The sequence below is a fragment of the Mycoplana azooxidifex genome (genome assembly GCF_014196765.1).
GTDB lineage: Bacteria > Pseudomonadota > Alphaproteobacteria > Rhizobiales > Rhizobiaceae > Mycoplana > Mycoplana azooxidifex.
This window is the reverse complement of sequence record NZ_JACIEE010000017.1, coordinates 14,449-30,526: the sequence shown is the minus strand read 5'-3', so window position 1 is coordinate 30,526 and position 16,078 is coordinate 14,449. Positions and strand designations below refer to the sequence as shown.

Below are 16,078 nucleotides of genomic sequence, written 5' to 3'. Positions count from 1 at the left end.
CCGCATGTGATGGATATCGATGAAACAGAAGCGCCGATCTGCCATACCGTTGTACGATGAGTCCGGCGAGACACTGCAGTCTCGCCCGGTTCGCAAACGCGATCCTGAGCAGCCAAGCCTTCCTTTCGATCCGATGCCCCAGCGCGTCGAGCCCTGTCTCGCCCTTCTTCGTCCGACACCACCGGAAGGGCCGGAATGGCTCTACGAGATCAAATGGGACGGGCATCGCCTGGCAATCCACATCGAGCCCAACGCGGTGCGGATCATCACCGCGGTGGCCATGACTGGACACATAGGTTTCTCAAGATTGCCGAAGCTGCCAGAAGCTCGGCGTCGGGACCGCCATCCTCGACGGTGAGGCGGTGGTTCTCAGCAAGCAGGGCTACGCGGATTTCGGGGCGCTGCAGCGCTCGCTCGGCGGCCGCGGCGGCAAGCGCGCCTCAACGGAGGCCGTCTTTTTCGCTTTCGATCTCCTCTACTTCGATGGCCACGATTTGACGAAGACGGAGCTTTTGGTTCGACGGCATCTGCTTTCGGATTTCCTGGAGGGCGCAGTCGGCGCGGTACAGCTTTCGAAGGAGGCGCGCGGCGTCGGCCGAACTTGCTCGCGAATGCCTGCTCGATGGGCCTTGAAGGCATTATCGCCAAGCACCGCGAGCGGCCAAACCGGTCGGGACGAGCGGGTGATTGGGTCAAGATCAAATGCGTCCAGAGTGAGAGCTTCATGATCGTCGGCTACGAGCAATCTTCTGCAGCGCGTGGCGGGATCGATAGCCTGCTTCTCGCTGCCCGCAAGGGAGACGGTTGGGTCTCGGTCGGGTCGGTCGGGACCGGGTTCAAGACGGCGGATGCCGAATACCTGCGCAAGACGCTCGACAAGCTGAAGACGAAGAAACCGGTCGTGCCGCTCAAGGGTAAGAACTACGTCTTCGCCCTGCCCACCCTGATCGCCGAGATCGAATTCCGCGGCTGGACCGACGATGGCAACCTGCGTCACGCCTCCTACAAGGGCCTGCGCGAAGTGCAGGACAATGCCGCGGTGTTCGATATGGATACTTTGGCCGGCAAGTGATGGTCTTTATCGATCGAGATCTGCGTGCTTGAGACCGAAATGATCCAACACCAGCTTCAGATTGCGGCGGTTGGATTTGAAATAGACGTCGAACACGTCGCCGAGCAAAGACACGCTGCCTGCAGCCGTATCGAAGCCGACATTGACCAGCATCTTCACAAGCTTGTCGTTCGGCACGCCGAGACGCCGAGCCTCATTTGACGATGACAAGGCTGATAGCCGCGGCCGCGAAATCACCGACGCCAGGGACGAGGCTGAGGACCGAGTCCGCACCCCGCGAAATCCGCGTTCCGGGAACCCGAAGCGCCGTGTCCATCAGCCGCGCCAGACCGCGGATCCGCCGCAGGCGCGCCAGGTGCTCGATGGGAATAGAAGCTTTTTTCATTCTTTCCATGTGACCTCTGAACCCTGCCGTTTAATTGTCATGCAGCAGCCCTGTGTTTGGTGAGCCGTTTGATCGCATGCTCCAGCGGGCGCTGGCCATCGCAGTAGTCCTCCCATGCGCTCGTCTTCGCCAGAAGCGCCGGCACGGTGCGGATCGTGAACCGCTTCGGATCGAGATCGGATTTGACCTGTGTCCAAGTGAGCGGCATCGACACGGTGGCGCCGGGCCTCGCCCGCGGTGACAAGGGGGCGACGGCAGTCGCCATTCGGTCGTTGCGCAGATAGTCAAGGAAGATGCGCCCTCCCCGCAGGCTCTTGGTCATCTTGATGAGGTAGGCGTCAGGATTGTCCCGGGCCATCTCCGCGCAGACGTCATGGGCAAAGCCCTTGGCCTCGGACCAGCAGAGCGGCTTGCGGGCATTGACCGCAAGCGGCGTCACGACATGCAGCCCCTTGCCGCCTGTCGTCTTACAAAAACTGATAAGGCCGAGGTCGTCCAGTCGGTCGCGCATCTCGCGCGCGGCCGCCACCACCGACGCGAACGGCACGTCCGGGCCGGGGTCGAGGTCGAACACCAGCCGGCCCGGCACTTCGGGTTTTCCCGGTTCGCAGTTCCACGGATGCAGCTCGATGCCGCCGATCTGCGCGATGGCGATGAGGCCTTCGATCCGTTCAACTTCCAGGTATGGCTTCTTGTCGCCGAAGACCTTGACCAGTTCCAGAAGGTTCGAGGTACCCGGCATGGCGTGGCGCTGGAAGAATTGTTCACCGCCGATCCCATCCGGCGCGCGGATGATCGAGCACGGTCGGCCCTTCACATGCTCGATGAGCCAGGAACCAACCGCCTCATGATACCGGGCCAGATCCTCCTTGGTAACCGGCTTATTGTCACCCGCGTCTGGCCAAAGCGGCTTGTCCGGATTGGAGATGAAAACGCCCATGACCTCCGCTTTGGCTCCCTTGCGGCGCGCGGGTTTTCTGTTGGTTTCCGGCGCGGGCTCGGGCGTCTCCGTCTTCGCTGGCGGGGCCGGCTTCTCGGCTTCGACCTCTGCTGCCGGCTTGTCTTCCCGAAGTCCCTTGAAGGCGGCCTGGCGGACGAGACCATCAGCGGTCCATCCGGCGAATTCGATCTCGGCGACCAACTCGGGCCTCAGCCAGAAGACTTCCTTCTCTTTTTTCGGTGCGCCGATCCCTGTGAAGGGCGATTTTGTGGTTTCGAGCGCCTTCAGCTTGGGCAGAAGCGTTTCGACCTTCTTCGCGCCATAGCCCGTGCCGACCCGGCCGACATAGACGAAGTGGTCGCCACGATTGACGCCGACGAGGAGGGAGCGGAACTTTCCGTTCGTCTTGGCATAGGCGCCGATGACAACCTCATGCCCCGCTCGGCATTTCGATTTCGCCCAGGTTTCGGTCCGCCCGGATCGATAGGGCGCATCCGCCTGTTTCGAGACGATGCCTTCGAGCGAGAGCTTGCAGGCGGAGCGTAGAACCGCATCGCCGCCCGTCTCGAAATGCTCGACGAAACGCAGATGCGGATCCTTGGTCGCAAGCAGCTCCTGCAACCGAGCTTTTCGGTCGACCAGGTGCTTTTCGCGCAAGTCCTGTCCGCCATAGAACAGGAGGTCGAACGGGAAATAGACCAGATTGCCGGTGTTGCGCTCCGATAGCGCTGCCTGCAAAGCGGCGAAGTCCGGGGCGCCGTTGTCGTCGAGGGCGCAAATCTCCCCGTCGATGATGCAATCGGGAAGTGATGCGGCGGCCTCGGCTATCTCCGGATACTTGGCGGTCCAGTCCAGGCCCTTGCGGGTTTTGAGCGTCACCCCGCCGTCGGCGACCCGCATCTGAATTCGATATCCGTCGAACTTGATCTCGTGCAGCCACTTGTCGCCGGCTGGTGGGCGTTCAACCGTCTCGCAGAGCTGCGGGGGAATAAAGTCGGGCAGATCGGCTGCCGTCGATGTCGCTACATCCTTGCGGGCCTTCTTCTTTTGCTCGTCAGCCGCAAGGCCGTGCTTGCTGTCCCACACAGCATCGACCTCGACGTCGCCGCTTGCCGTCATGAACGCTACCGGCTTCCGCCCCTTGCCGGCGGCTATCTGCTCCATCGTCCGGCCGGACGCGACCGACGTCATGTTCTCGTCCAGAATGGCCGCGCCGTTCTCCTCGACGGAATGGTCGTCGTGGTGCTTGATTAGCAACCAGTTTGTCCGCTTGCCGCCGTCGCGATCGTTGCGCATCCTGACGAGCACGAAGCCGCCCTGCAGGCGCTTGCCGTGGAGTACGAACTTGATGTCACCCTTCTTCAAAGCCTCTTCCGGGGACTTGTTGCCCTCAGGCTCCCAATAACCGCGATCCCACAGCATGACAGTGCCGGCGCCATATTTCGCCACCGATTGGTCAATCTTTGGTCATCGACTTGATGACGGCATTGCAAAGCGGCCGTGGCGACACAACATTTGGTGGAGTAGCCTGAATCTTTTGTTGGGGGTTGGAGATGGGCAGCTTTGCTTCCAAGGGCACGTTCGAACCCGCCGAACTTGATGCGTTGAAGGGCATTTTCGACGAGCTGACGACACAGTCTTGGTGCGGAAGCCATATGTGCGCGGGTCGAAATCAGATGCGAGGTTGGCCAGATGCGTGCCAACCGCTCCAAGAGGCACCCAGCCGTCCTCGCTCTCCATCTGCGCGATCACCTTGCGGATAATCGGCACGGCGGCCGACGGCTGTTGCAAGGGCTTCGCGCTCGGAGCGAACACCTCGTTTGCAGGCGCAGAGGTCAGGAGATTCTCCGTGTAGACGAACCGCCGGCAGGCTTGGCGGAAACTCTCAGGGGTCTTTTGTTCGCCGAAGCCGAACACATCCACACCCTGCTCCCGGATACGCGCGGCGAGACGGGTAAAATAGCTGTCGGACGATACCAGGCAGAACCCGTCGAAACGGCCGCTATGAAGCAGGTCCATTGCGTCGACCACCAGGGTAATATCGGACGCATTCTTGCCCGGCGTGTAAGCGAACTGTTGCTGCGGAATGATCGCATGCTTGGACAGGATTTCAGCCCAACCCTTCGATCGCGCGCTAGAAAAGTCGCCGTAGATACGCCGGACACTGGCTTCACCGATCTTGGCGATCTCCTCGACCAGACCGTCGGCGATCTTGGCAGAGGCGTTGTCGGCATCGATCAGCACAGCCAGGCGGGGCGAGCGAGGTTCAGATGGCATGGAGCCTCCTATCAGAGGAACGCAACGTGGAAATATTGGCCTGTAGCGAGAGGTCGATGCAGGACAAGTAAACTTGCGACCCGCGCGGAACATAACTGCGGCGAGAGGGTTTCTACAACGACATTCACAAATAGTTGATTGGAACGAAGATGCCTGCTGAAAAAACTCTGAACGACCTCTTCCTCGATACCCTCAAGGATATCTATTTCGCCGAAAAGCAGATCCTGAAGGCTCTGCCTAAAATGGCGCGAGCGGCCCAGTCGGAAGAAGGCAAGGCCGGCTTCCTGCAGCACCGCGACGAAACGCAGGGCCAGATCGAGCGCCTTGAGCAGGTGTTCGAACTGCTTGGCAAGTCGCCGCGCGGCAAGACCTGCGAAGCCATCCAGGGCATCCTCGCCGAAGGCGAAGAAATCATGGAAGAATACAAGGGCACCGCCGCCCTCGATGCAGGCCTCATTTCGTCGGCGCAGGCCGTCGAGCATTATGAGATCGCCCGCTATGGCACGCTGAAGTCCTGGGCAAAGCAGCTCGGCCTCAAGGACGCCATCCCGCTGCTGGACGCCAATCTCCAGGAGGAGATTGCCACCGACCAGAAGCTGACTGCGCTTGGCGAGGCCTCCGCGAACCCCAAGGGGTTGCAGCAGAAGAAAGCCAGCTAAGCCATCACCGATACCAATCAGGCCGCCCCTTAGAGGCGGCCTTTTTGTTTTCCAGCTGCTTCCCCATTCAATCCGAGCAGTTGCTCGAGGAGCGAACCAATGGCCAAGAAATCACCCGTCAGGTCACCGGCATCCCAGACCGTCACTGCCACGATTCACGACCAGAAAATGCAGCGCGGCGAAGGTGGCGAACTGCATCAGATCGCCGAGGGCGATGCGCCTCTGCTGACGACGGCACAGGGCGGCCCCGTTTCCGACGACCAGAACTCGCTTCGGGTCGGTCCACGCGGCCCTCTTGTCATGGACGACTTTCATTTCCGCGAGAAGATATTCCACTTCGACCACGAGCGCATTCCCGAGCGGGTGGTTCATGCCCGCGGCTATGGTGCGCACGGTTACTTCGAGACCTATGAATCCCTTGCCGCCTACACCAAGGCCGACCTCTTCCAGCGTTCCGGGGAACGGACTGAAGCCTTCGTCCGATTCTCGACCGTCGCCGGCAACAAGGGTTCCGCCGACCTTGCCCGCGACGTCCGCGGTTTCGCGGTCAAGCTTTACACCCAGGAGGGCAACTGGGATCTCGTCGGCAACAACATCCCGGTGTTCTTCATCCAGGACGCCATCAAGTTCCCTGATCTGGTCCACGCCGCCAAGCAGGAGCCCGACCGGGCTTTTCCGCAAGCGCAGACGGCGCATGACAATTTCTGGGACTTCATCAGCCTGACACCGGAAAGCATGAACATGGTCATGTGGATCATGTCGGACCGGACCATCCCCCGTTCCTTCCGTTTCATGGAAGGTTTTGGCGTGCACACCTTCCGCCTCGTGAATGCGAAGGACGAGTCGACCTTCGTAAAGTTTCACTGGAAGCCGAAGCTGGGCCTTCAGTCGGTCGCATGGAACGAGGCGGTTAAGATCAATGGCGCCGATCCGGATTTCCATCGCCGCGATCTCTGGCAATCGATCCAGTCGGGGAATTTTCCGGAATGGGAACTGCAGGTGCAGCTGTTCGACCAGGAATTTGCCGACAGCTTCGACTTCGACGTGCTCGACCCGACAAAGATCATTCCCGAGGAAGTCCTTGCCCCGATGGCCATCGGCCGGCTGGTCCTCGACCGCATGCCCGATAATTTCTTCGCCGAGACCGAGCAGGTGGCATTCATGACGCAGAACGTTCCGCCGGGCATCGATTTCAGCAACGACCCGCTACTGCAGGGCCGAAACTTCTCCTATCTCGACACGCAGCTGAAGCGCCTGGGCGGCCCGAACTTCACCCACCTGCCGATCAACGCGCCAAAGTGTCCTTTCGCGCATTTCCAGCAGGATGGGCATATGGCGATGCGCAATCCGTCTGGCCGGGTGAATTACCAGCCTAATTCCTTCAACGAAGGTCCACGGGAATCGCCGACCCGCGGCCACCGTCCCTTACCCGCCGAAGAACAGGGCACCAAGGCGCGCCTGCGCCCCGAAAGCTTCGCCGACCACTACAGCCAGGCCCGCCAGTTCTACATCAGCCAGACACCGCCGGAACAACGCCATATCGCCGCTGCCCTGACATTCGAGCTGAGCAAGGTGGAAACGGCGGTCATCCGCGAACGCATGGTCTCCCATCTCCTCAACATCGATGAGACGCTGGCAAACACCGTTGCACAGAAGCTCGGCTTTCAATCGATGCCGAAGGCTGCGGATGCCGCCATGCCGACCCGCCAGGATCTGGAACCGTCTCCGGCGCTCAGCATCGTCGAACGCGGCCCCAAACGCTTCGAAGGCCGCAAGCTCGGCATCCTCATCACCGATGGTGTCGATGCCAAGCTGCTGAACGGCCTCACGGCGGCCATTACCAAGGAAAAGGCTGTCTTCGAGCTGATCGCGCCAAAGGTCGGCGGCGTGACGGCCTCGGATGGAAGCTGGGTCGAAGTTCATCATATGATCGACGGCGGGCCTTCTGTCCTCTTCGACGCGGTGGCGCTGCTGACCTCTGCGGAAGGGATAGACGATCTCGTCAAGGAGGCGACGGCGCGCGACTTCGTGGCCGATGCCTTCCAGCATTGCAAGTTCATCGGTTACGACCAGTCTGCCCTGCCGCTTCTGGAAAAGGCTGGCATCGCGGATGCTCTCGATGAGGGCGTGCTTGCGCTGCCCGGCGAAGAGGGCCTTTCCGACTTCGTCTCTGAGCTTGGCAAGCTGCGCGTCTGGGGCCGGGAGCCGTCTGTCAAACTCGGCAAGGCATAAGTGCCTCAATAACCCGGCTGAGCGGTCGCGGCAGCTATGCCGCGACCGCAGCCTCAATCTAATATCTGCCCGTCAGTCGGCTGAACAGCACCGCGAGCCGTATGACGAGGCCCTCTCGCTTCCATTCACGGGAAATCTCGCCGCCAAGTTGGCTTCGCACTGTCGCCCGCCCGAGCAAGGTCCCGAAGCCATCTCCGTCCTCGGTTTGAGCGACGGATGGTCCACCGCTCTCGCTCCAGGTCAGGACGAACATGTCAGCGTCGTGCATGCAGGTAATCTCGACACACCCGTCCACCGTCGAAAGGCTGCCGTATTTGGCTGCGTTGGTGGCGAACTCATGCAACAGAAGAGCAAAACTGGTGACCACGCTTCCAGAAATTGTGACGTCGGGGCCGGACAGATTGACCCGCGTCGGCTGGTGCTCGACACGCCCATCATAGGGCGCGATAATTGTTCGGACCAGGGTATGAAGTGTCGTCTCTTGCTCGGTGCGGGAGCCGGCGTCGGTTGTGGCCGCGATCGTGAGGGCATGCGCTTGTGCCAGCGCCTTGAGCCGCGAGCCGACGTCCGATACCAGCTCCTCGGCTGTTATCGCAGACCGCGCGCTCAGGGACACGACGCTGTTGGCCAGCGTGAACAGGTTCTTTACCCGATGATCCATTTCCCGGATCAGCATGTGCTGCTGCGCCTCGGCACGGCGGCGTTCGGTGATGTCTCGGGCGATCTTGGAGGCGCCGACGACGAGGCCTTGGCGGTTCCGGATCGGAGAGACTGACAAGGAAATCTCGATCAGGCTTCCATCCTTGCGCCGGCGGACGGTCTCATAGTGGTCGATTTGCTCGCCCGCCCGGATGCGCGCCAGGATGTTCGGTTCCTCATCATGCCGGTCCAGAGGAATGAGCGTGGCGATTGGCTTGCCGATGATCTCGGCGGCGGTGTAGCCGAACAGTTTTTCCGCGCCCCTGTTCCAACTGACAATCGTGCCATCGAGATCCTTGGCCAGAATGGCATCGTCCGAGGACTCGACGATGGCGGCGAAACGCTGGGCCTCCTCGAACACCTGCGAACGATGGCCTACATCGACCAGCATGTTGACCGCGCCGATCATCTGGCCATGGATATCAAAGAGCGGCGTTGGAAATGCCAAGGCAAAAACACGGCTGCCGTCGGGCCGTTCGACCACGATCTCATGATCCCGGTTCGGGCGTTTTTCTCTAAGGGCGATCGCCATCGGGCATTCCGCGAAGGCAAGCGGCCGGCCATCTGGCCAGAAAATCTTCCACGAACCACAGAATTCGGTTTCGCCGATCTCCGGTCTCTGGCCCCACAACGTTGCTGCGGCTTCATTGAAAAAGGTGATCCGGCCAGCTTCGTCCGTCATGTAAACCGCTTCGGGCAGCGCTCTCAAGACGTCAGCGGCGGAGACACTCGTTTGCGTGGCTGAGTTGAGAGCGGTGACCGCGTCGGTGATCTCCGGCTGATCGGAAACGGCATTGCTCCGCGATGGTAAGGACGAACTCATGCAACACTCCGGTGTCGGGCGGCACGGCGCAGACACGCCTTAGCCATTTCGTTGCCGCGTTCTCGGAATTCGCATGATCTGGCCACTCCGATAGCGGCCCGTGTATTTGTCTGGGTATGCGGAACAGACATGGTAGCCCGGATTGAGCGAATAATACAGCAAGAAGCGTGCCTTGGAATGCGCTGCGACGTGTTACGATTCGCTCACGTGACGACGTTTCTGGTAACGCCTAGATAACGCTTTCGAGACCTGAAGAAGGCGTCGAGCGCGGAACAAATGCCGCACCTCCGAGTTCAGCAATCACGAACTTGTGAACTTTGAAGGATCCTCCCCATGACCACACCGCTTTCAACCAACCTCCCAGGCGATACCGTCTATGACATCGCGCCGTCACCCGCCCTCAACAAGGTTTCGTGGGGAGCCGTTTTCGCCGGCGTCGCAATCGCCCTCAGCACGCAGTTCTTGCTCAACCTTCTGGGCGTCGGTATTGGCGCTGCGGTACTTGATCCTGCGACCTATGACAATCCGGAAGCGAGCACCTTCTCTATCGCGGGCGGTATCTGGTTCGTTGTTGCGGGCATCATCGCGTCCTTCGTCGGTGGCTATGTGGCCAGCCGTCTCTCCGGTCGCCCAAGTAACTCCACTGGCGGCTATCACGGCGTAACGTCGTGGGCCGTTACGACATTGGTCGTTCTCTATCTGCTTACCACGTCGGTGGGTGCGCTGGTCGGAGGCGCATTCAGCGGTCTTTCCAGCATCGTCAGTGGGGTTGGCGCAACCGCTTCAACCGCAGTGACCGCGGCGGCGCCGGCACTTGCAAATTCGACCAATCCGATGGGCGGTATCGAGGCGCAGATTCGGTCGACAACCGGCAACGATCCCCAGGCTCTGCAAAATGCCGCGGTATCTGCGATGCAGGCCGTGGTGATGGGCGACGAAGCCAGCGCCGATGACGCCCGCAATCGAGCTGCCGACGCCATCTCGAAAGCGCAGGGCATTCCGCTTGGCCAGGCCCGAACCCAGGTTGATCAGTACGAGAAGACCTATCGCGACAACGTGGCAGCTGCCAAACAGAAGACAATTGATGCTGCACAGGCTGCGACGGCGGCGGTCTCGGCGGGTGCCATCCTCGGCTTCCTGGCCTTGGTTCTTGGCGCCGTCGCCGCATGGCTCGGTGGTGTCTACGGTACCAAGCGCGCCCTCCTTGTCGACGTTTCTGATCGTCGTACGATCTAAAATGGACAAAGCCGCCGGGACGCACCCGGCGGCTTTTCACCAATCCGGGAGCAAGTATCATGGAAGTCATCAGCAAGCAGGTTCGCGAAGAGAAATCCTCTCTTACCGTCGAATTCGTCGGCGAAGGCGGCGACGTTGTGTCGGTTCAGTTGAAAAAGGACGAGGACGGCATCCTTACGCCTCTCAATGCCGAGGAGAAGGCAAAGGCGATCATGGTCCAGATCGCGACGTTCGACACCGACGGAGCTGATGTAGCGCATACCAGTGAAGCGTCCCGCAGTACCGAGGAACCAGCCATTGTACAGGCGCAAGCCTCAGAACAAGGCACTCTTGATGGCACGAACGTCGAGCCGGTTTCGCCGGCAGTGATTTCGCTCCAGAGCGCGCGTGCGGCCCAGGATACGGGCACGCTTGAGGAGCAGCTCGATGAAGGTCTGGAATCGTCTTTTCCAGCCAGTGATCCCGTGTCGGCGACAGTCAGCTCCATCCCCGGCGGACGCACCGACCACCCGGATGCGAAAAGCGAATGATCACTCGGGCGCCGCTTCGCACTTCTGCCGCGTCTCGTCTATTTTTCGCAAGGAGGCGTCATGTCGCGGATTGAACCCGCGTCCTGTTTTTGTGGCGCGATCACGGCCGAAGCGGTCGGCGAACCCTTCTGGATCAACTGGGATCACGGCGACGATTGCCGCAAGGCAATCGAAGGCTTGCCGGCAGAGGTCTATCTTTCCATCGGGTTCATGGACGCACCGGAAAGATTCCGACCTGCAGCGCATGGCTATTGGGAACAACGTTTGCCATGTGTCGAGATGAACGACGGCCTTCCGCGGGAAGAACGATATACGCGACCACGGCAGCCTGGCCTTGGATTTCCGCGAGATCGGTAGACCAGTTGCTCAAGATCTGTTCAGGACAGAAAGTGCAACAATGAGTTGGCCAATTCGGTCGGAGCTTCCTCGGCAACATGATGACCGCTCTCGATGCTATGTCCCGCGACCCGCGATAGCCAGGGCCGCCAAACCTGAAGCGGATCGCCGTACAATTCCTCCGTGTCAACCTTTGACGACCAAAGGCACAGGGTTGGGCACTGGACCCGCCTGCCGGCGTTGCGGTCTTCGAGATCATGCTGACGATCGACGGTTAGACCCGCTCGGTAGTCCTCGATCATGACGTGGATTATGGCTGGATCGTGGATCACCTCGACCAGATCGTCGTAGGCTTCCTGCCCCATCTGCCCTGGATCGAGCGTTCCGTACCACGCTAACGGATCGGCTAGGATTGCGCGCTCGGGTTTTCCAGGCACGGCAAAAAAGAACCAGTGCCACCAGAGACGCGCAAATTTCTCGTCGGCGCGCTCAAGGACCTCGTGATAGGAACACCGTCTATTACCACGAGCCTGGAGACGACGTCCGGTCGATCCATCGCCATCCGGAAGGCGACGTAGCTGCCGCGGTTATGGCCGATCACGGCAAACGTCTCATGTCCAAGATGGGCCATCACTTCAACACAGGCATGGGCCTTTTGGCGCTTGGAGGAGGATCGATGATCCGGAGCATCGGCAGGCTGGAATGAGCGACCGATTCCCGGCAGATCGGGGCAGACCACTGTGAAATGCGAAGACAACAGGTCCGCGACGCGACCCCATGTCATGTGCGTCCGGGATGACCGTGAAGGAGGAGCACGGGTGGGCCGGAGCCACAGTGTCGCACCCGCATATCACCCGATGCCACTGGAAGCATCTCCAATTTAAATCCTTCAAACATCGGTCACCGCACGCTCAAGGTCCAAAGTGGCGGGCGGCTGCCTCCCCGCGCAGCTGCCAGCGGATCTGGATGACGAGGGACCGGCGAACTTCCTCGTTTTCGTATTCAAGTCACGACGATCATTTCTTCGCCGTTCCAGGAGCAGCCATCTTGGCGTGTTGCTCGGCCAGCATTCCCGCCGGCGTGACGTTAGCCATCACCGTCTGGAGCTTGTTCTTCCAGCCTGCAACGACGTCGCCCTCGTTCTTCATCAAAGCGTCGAACCCAACCTTGGCAACATCGATGGGATTGTCCTTTTCCGACTGACCCACTTCGGTGTCGAGCATGTCCGCCCGCTCGAAGAACCGGGTTTCCGTTGCGCCCGGCATCAGGCAGGTCACGGTGACGCCGGAATCCTTTAGTTCATGCCGCAAGGCAAACGAGAAAGAGTTCAGGAACTCCTTTGTCCCGTTGTAGACCGCCTGATAGGTGCCGGGAATGAAGCCTGCGATCGATCCCGTGATCAGGATCTTGCCCGCACCACGGGCGCGCATCTCGTTGCCGATGGAGTGGATGAGGGCAACGGTCCCGGTCACGTTGGTATCTATGACATGCAGCGCCTCATCGAGGTTCTGATCAAGGAAACCCTTGCCAAGCCCTCTGCCAGCGTTGGCCAACAGGATGTCGACCGGTCGCCCCTTGTCAGCGATGAACCGCGCGAAGTCCGCAGCGCCTTCCTTGGTGGAAAGATCGACCTGCATCGCATCGACCGATACGCCGATCGAACGCAGGATCTCGGCAGCGACGTCGATATCGCCTTCGTCGGCGGCGATCACGAGGTCGTAGCCCTTTTCAGCTGCGATCTTTGCAAGCTCCAGGCCGATGCCTGACGATGCCCCCGTGACGACGGCGAGCTGATTAAGTGCGTTTCCCATGATCGTTTCCTTCTAGTCTACGGCTTGAGAACGACTTTGACGCAGCCGTCCTTCTTTTCGAGGAATGTCTTGTAGAGGTCCGGACCGTCTTCCAGACTGCCCGTATGAGTGATGATGAACGAAGGGTCGATCTCGCCGTTCTGAATGCGATCCATCAGGATCGGCAGATAGTGTTGAACCGGGGTCTGGGCCATCCTGAATGTCAGGCCCCGGTTGATCGCCGAACCCATAGGGATTTTGTCTAGGAAACCGCCGTAGACGCCTACGATCGAGACCGTGCCGAAATTGCGACAACAGTGGATCGCCTGACGCAAGACATGGGGTCGGTCGGTTCCCATGAAGGTCGCGACCTTGATGCGATCGATGCGGGCATCCCAGCTTGCCGATGGATCGGACTCGGTTCCGACCGCGTCAATGCAGGCATCCGCACCGCGGCCGTTCGTCAGCTCCATGATCCGGTCGTAGATGTCCTTGTCCATGTAGTCGAGGGTGATCGCCCCCGATTGTTCAGCAAGCGCCAGCCGTTCCGGAACGGTGTCGACGGAGATGACCCGTTCGGCTCCGAGAATGAACGCGGACTTGATGGCCATCTGCCCGACGGGACCGCAGCCCCATATGGCGATCGTATCGCCCGGCTGAATGTTGCAGAAATCGGCGGCCATGTAGCCCGTCGGGAAAATGTCAGACAGGAACAGCACTTGCTCGTCGCTCAGACCGTCCGGCACCTTGATCGGTCCGACATCGGCGTAAGGCACGCGGAGATATTCGGCCTGACCGCCGCTGTAGCCGCCGAGAAGATGGGTGTAGCCGAACAGGCCGGCCGGCGAGTTACCCCACATCTGTTTGACTTTTTCCGGCTTGGGGTTGGACCGTTCGCAACCGGAAAAGAAGCCGCGTTTGCAGAAGAAGCATTCGCCACAGGCGATCGTGAAGGGCACGACCACCCTGTCGCCGACCTTCCACTTCTTGTTGTCCTTGCCGACTTCGACGACCTCGCCCATGGTTTCGTGGCCCATGATATCGCCCCTGTGCATGTCCGGCATGATCCCATTGTAGAGATGCAGGTCGGAGCCGCAGATTGCACACGCCGTCACCTTGATGATGGCGTCACGCCCGTCTTCGATCGTTGGGTCGGGAACGCTCTCGCAGCGAATGTCGTGCTTGCCGTGCCAGGTCAGTGCTTTCATGTCGCGTCTCCTATTTCGATGCCAGCTTTCGCTCGAGCGTGCCAACGATCTGGCCCTCGGCGAGCACGTGGCCTTCCATAGCCTTCAGCACAGCATCACGTTTCGCGCCGGGCTCAAGGCCAAGCGTTTCGGCGTCCAGCGCGAACACCTGGAAATGATAATGATGAGCGGGATCGCCGACCGGCGGCTTCGGACCGGTATAGCCAAGCGAACCCATGCTGTTGGCGCCCTGCTTCATGTCCTTCGGCTCCTGCAGGACCGGTGCGCCAGGAATTCCTTCACGCAGCTTTGTGGTTCCCGCCGGGACGTCATAGGCGACCCAGTGCGTGAACGGCTTTGGCTTAGCGGCGTCGGGATCGTCGCAGATGATCACAAACGACTTGGTACCCTCAGGTGCGCCGCTCCACTCGATCGCCGGCGATGCATTGTCGCCATCAGCAACGTATTGCAGCGGGATCGGGCCGTCCTTGTCGAAAGCGGATTTCACGGAGATTGCATCGCGACCTTTGGCATCGACCAGATCGATCGCGATCTTGGATGCCGGCAAGTCGGTGACGACATTGGGAATGGTGCCGGCCTCCGCGGCCTGTGTCGTTGCGCCGGCGCTGTAGGAGACCTTGTAGACCACTCCGTTGCTGTCGTCGGCGAAGAACAGAGACCCATCGTTGCCGACTGCCACGCCCGTCGGGCGTCCTAGATAGCCGTACTTGCCGTTTTCCTGCTGCAGCAGGAAGCCTTCGAGAAATTTCTCGAACGCGACGGGTTTGCCATTTTCAAAATTGATGCGGACGATCTCGTAGCCGCTAGGCGGACGGCGGTTCCACGAGCCGCGCATGGCGATGAAGGCATCGCCATGATAGTCCGCCGGGAAAGCCTCGCCATAGTAGAATGCCATCTGCATCGGCGCGCTGTGGGCGGTGTAGCCGAGGACCGGCTCGGTCGATTGCCTGGCCCAATCCTCCAGCGTGACGCCTTCTGGCGGATCCATACGGGGGTTCAGCCCGCTCATGCCATAGACATAGGGCCAGCCATATTTCCTGCCCTGCTCTATCCGGTTCAGTTCCTCGACCTGGACCTCGTCGCCGAGCCAGTCGATGCCGTGATCCATACCGTAAAGCGCACCGGTGGTCGGTTCCCAGTCGAAACCGATGGTGTTGCGCAGGCCGCTGGCGAAGATCGACCGCGATGCTCCATCCTTGCTTGCCCGCAGGACCGTGGCGTTTTCCGGATTGTCGTCCTGGCATTCGTTGCAGGTGCTACCCGAGCCGATGTAGAGCATGCCGTCGGGGCCAATGCCGAGCGTGCGGTTGGCATGCTGTCCCGCATCCGGCAGATCGTTGATGATGCGTTTCAGCGGGCCGAACGTTCCGTCTTCCTTGACGTCGGCGGTGTAGACATCATGGATCGTCACCAGGAAAACAGTATTCCCGTCGAAGGTAATGCCATGTATGCCGGGGCGGCTCGCAACCGTAACGGTGCCATCCGCCTTGCCGTCGCCGTCATCATCCTTGAGCATGATGACATCACCGACAGACCTGCGCGTGGCGTAGACAATGCCCTTGTCGGAGACCGCTAGCATGCGCGGATTGATTAGGTCGCGAGCGAAGACCTCGACCTTGAAGCCTTCGGGCGCCTTGATCAGCGCCGTGAGCTTGGCGTCGTCCTTCACCTGAAGCTTTTCCGGCTCCAGGATCGAGCCCTGGATGACGACATCGGAGGCTCGGCCCACCTCTCCCTTGACCTGTGCGAACGATATCGACGGCAGCGACAAGGCCAAGGCGGAAGCGGATAATAAAAGCGCGGACAGACGGATGTTCATGGGACCTCCCGGACCACTGGAATAAAAAGGAAAGCCCGGTCGATGACACCGGGCTTCGTCGCGGATCATCGG

General features: G+C 60.4%; 10 protein-coding genes and 4 pseudogenes. 6 read left to right on the top strand and 8 right to left on the bottom strand.

Going from position 1 to position 16,078, the window contains the following annotated elements; genetic code table 11:
* Positions 1-19: 19 nt before the first annotated feature.
* Positions 20-1,072, top strand: a pseudogene (gene ligD, locus GGQ64_RS26825) (non-homologous end-joining DNA ligase).
* A gap of 6 nt (positions 1,073-1,078) precedes the next feature.
* Here the strand turns inward: ligD (GGQ64_RS26825) and GGQ64_RS26820 are convergent.
* The 3 genes and pseudogenes from GGQ64_RS26820 to GGQ64_RS26810 form a co-directional block, all read right to left on the bottom strand.
* Positions 1,079-1,457, bottom strand: a pseudogene (locus GGQ64_RS26820) (DUF4112 domain-containing protein).
* Positions 1,458-1,494: 37 nt separating this feature from the next.
* A pseudogene (ligD, locus tag GGQ64_RS26815) lies at positions 1,495-3,840 on the bottom strand (DNA ligase D); the annotation flags it as partial.
* 24 nt (positions 3,841-3,864) lie between these two features.
* Positions 3,865-4,674 carry an NYN domain-containing protein gene (locus GGQ64_RS26810; RefSeq protein WP_183808370.1) on the bottom strand — a complete coding sequence of 270 codons (810 nt, stop codon included), beginning with the start codon at positions 4,672-4,674 and terminating at the stop codon, positions 3,865-3,867.
* 149 nt (positions 4,675-4,823) lie between these two features.
* Between GGQ64_RS26810 and GGQ64_RS26805 the strand changes: the two genes are divergently transcribed.
* Positions 4,824-5,333, top strand: a complete 510-nt coding sequence (locus tag GGQ64_RS26805) for a YciE/YciF ferroxidase family protein (protein WP_183808369.1) — start codon at positions 4,824-4,826, stop codon at positions 5,331-5,333.
* Between the two features lie 99 nt (positions 5,334-5,432).
* Positions 5,433-7,565, top strand: coding sequence for a catalase (gene katE / locus GGQ64_RS26800; protein WP_183808368.1), 2,133 nt, complete (start codon positions 5,433-5,435; stop codon positions 7,563-7,565).
* 58 nt (positions 7,566-7,623) lie between these two features.
* Here the strand turns inward: katE and GGQ64_RS26795 are convergent, their stop codons facing one another.
* Positions 7,624-9,087 carry a PAS domain S-box protein gene (locus tag GGQ64_RS26795; RefSeq protein ID WP_183808367.1) on the bottom strand — a complete coding sequence of 488 codons (1,464 nt, stop codon included), beginning with the start codon at positions 9,085-9,087 and terminating at the stop codon, positions 7,624-7,626.
* A 333-nt stretch (positions 9,088-9,420) separates the two neighbouring features.
* On the opposite strand from GGQ64_RS26795, the gene GGQ64_RS26790 reads away from it, so the two are divergent.
* From GGQ64_RS26790 to GGQ64_RS26780, 3 genes are read left to right on the top strand one after another with little or no spacing between them, the layout of a single operon-like run.
* The gene (locus tag GGQ64_RS26790; protein WP_183808366.1) at positions 9,421-10,323 is read left to right on the top strand and encodes a PhnA-like protein; all 903 of its coding nucleotides are present in this window, start codon (positions 9,421-9,423) and stop codon (positions 10,321-10,323) included.
* A gap of 59 nt (positions 10,324-10,382) precedes the next feature.
* Positions 10,383-10,853 carry a hypothetical protein gene (locus tag GGQ64_RS26785; protein ID WP_183808365.1) on the top strand — a complete coding sequence of 157 codons (471 nt, stop codon included), beginning with the start codon at positions 10,383-10,385 and terminating at the stop codon, positions 10,851-10,853.
* 60 nt (positions 10,854-10,913) lie between these two features.
* Entirely contained in the window at positions 10,914-11,210 is a 297-nt protein-coding gene (locus tag GGQ64_RS26780) for a GFA family protein (protein WP_183808364.1), read from the top strand.
* 20 nt (positions 11,211-11,230) lie between these two features.
* Here GGQ64_RS26780 and GGQ64_RS26775 read toward each other — a convergent pair.
* The 4 genes and pseudogenes from GGQ64_RS26775 to GGQ64_RS26760 all read right to left on the bottom strand — a co-directional run bounded on the left by GGQ64_RS26775 (position 11,231) and on the right by GGQ64_RS26760 (position 16,075).
* Positions 11,231-12,086, bottom strand: a pseudogene (locus GGQ64_RS26775) (alpha/beta fold hydrolase).
* 119 nt (positions 12,087-12,205) lie between these two features.
* A complete protein-coding gene (locus tag GGQ64_RS26770) occupies positions 12,206-13,000 on the bottom strand; it encodes an SDR family NAD(P)-dependent oxidoreductase (RefSeq protein WP_183808363.1) in 795 nt (264 codons plus the stop codon).
* Positions 13,001-13,017: 17 nt separating this feature from the next.
* Complete coding sequence (locus GGQ64_RS26765; RefSeq protein ID WP_183808362.1) at positions 13,018-14,187, bottom strand: zinc-dependent alcohol dehydrogenase; 1,170 nt, start codon at positions 14,185-14,187, stop codon at positions 13,018-13,020.
* 10 nt (positions 14,188-14,197) lie between these two features.
* The gene (locus GGQ64_RS26760; RefSeq protein ID WP_183808361.1) at positions 14,198-16,075 is read right to left on the bottom strand and encodes a YbhB/YbcL family Raf kinase inhibitor-like protein; all 1,878 of its coding nucleotides are present in this window, start codon (positions 16,073-16,075) and stop codon (positions 14,198-14,200) included.
* Positions 16,076-16,078: the final 3 nt, after the last annotated feature.